The sequence below is a fragment of the Protofrankia sp. CiP1_Cm_nod4 genome, assembly GCF_982290645.1.
Genome location: NZ_CEVIVC010000179.1, coordinates 8,252 through 9,689 on the forward strand (window position 1 = coordinate 8,252; position 1,438 = coordinate 9,689).

At 75.0% G+C, this 1,438-nt stretch carries 2 protein-coding genes; both read left to right on the top strand.

Translation table 11 applies throughout. The annotated features are described in order from the left end of the window. Positions 1 to 410, top strand: a 410-nt coding sequence (locus AC5LSR_RS21805) for a toll/interleukin-1 receptor domain-containing protein (protein WP_493468920.1), incomplete at its 5' end; no start/stop codon positions are given. Continuing rightward, the coding region (locus AC5LSR_RS21810; RefSeq protein ID WP_493468921.1) for a CHAT domain-containing protein at positions 355 to 1,438 on the top strand (1,084 nt) is incomplete at its 3' end. The genes AC5LSR_RS21805 and AC5LSR_RS21810, both read left to right, overlap by 56 nt.

The window sequence follows — 1,438 nt, forward strand, 5'->3', positions numbered from 1 at the left end:
GTCACGGTGTACGGGGGGTTGGGATGGCCGGCGGTTTCGACGTCTTCGTCTCCTACGGGCACGCCGACCAGGAGTGGGTGCGGGTACTCGCGGAGAACCTGGAACGCGCCGGCCTGCACGTGTTCTACGACGAGTGGGAGATCTCGGCTTCGGACGTGCTCGTCCATCGGCTGGACGAGGGTATCCGTACGTCCGCGAACGGGATTCTGGTGGTCAGTCCGGACGCGCTGGCCCGGCCGTGGGTGGCCGAGGAGTACGCGGCGATGCTGACCCGGGCGGTCGCCGGCCGGCAGCGGCTGATCCCGGTGCTGCTCAGGGATGCCGAGCTGCCGCCGTTCCTGGCCGCCCGGGTGTATGTCGACTTCCGGCAGGCTCACCCACCCGGCCGGCTACACCACCCGGGTGGGTGAGCTGGTCGCCGCGCTGCGCGGCGAGCGGCGGGCCCGCCCGGAGGTGGACGGTACCGTGCGGCCGCCGCCGGGGCTGGCCTACCGGGCGGAGGGCCCTCTCACCGCCACCCTGCGGATCAGCCCGGACGGTGTGGCCCTGACCAGGGCGGACGGCACCGTCGTCGAGGGCCGGCCGGGTGGGCTGGACTGGTCGGCCGTCCAGGTGCTGCGTGAGCTGGAGCGGGTGCGTGCCCGCCGGTCGTCCGTCGGCGGTCTGCTGGTGAAGGCGGCGGCCACCGCCGTGGGGACGGCGCCGGTGGATCCGGTGGACGCGGCGTTACGCGCGGCCGGGCGGATGCTCGGCGAGCGGCTCCTGCCCGCCGCCGTGGCCGACACCCTGGCCGTGGAGCTCGAAGCCGCCGTGCGCGGCGGTGCGCCGCTGCGCCTCGTCCTCGAGATCGCCGGCCAGGACGCCGCCGGGCAGAACGGCGGCGGCCAAGACGGCGGCGGGCAGCACAGCGCTGGTCAGGACGGCGGCGGGCAGAACGGTGCCGGGCAGAACGGTGCCGGGCAGAACAGCGCTGGTCAGGACGGTGGCGGCCGGAGCGGTCAGGGCGTCACCGGCCGGGCCGGGGCGGGGTGGGCCGGGCTGGCGGATCTGCCGTGGGAGACCCTGACGCTGCCCGGGGACCCTCGGCCGCTGGTGCTGCACCCGTCGGTGCACCTGCACCGGCTCGTGACCGGTCTGGGTGCCGCCCCGGCGATGGGGATCCCCGGGCCGCTGCGGATCCTCGCGGTGATCGCCAGCCCGGAGCGGGGCGGCGGTGAGCTGCTGGACTACGAAGCCGAGCTGGCCCGCATCCTGGACGCGGTCGACGACGCCCGCCGCCGCGGCGCGGCGTACGTGCGCATCCTGAACGAGGGCAGCCGGACGGCGATCCGTGACGCGTTGAAGCAGGAGCGGTTCCATATCCTGCATATCTCCTGCCATGCCGAGCCCGGCCGGCTGGTCCTGGAGACCGGCACCGGCGACGCAGACCGGGTCGACA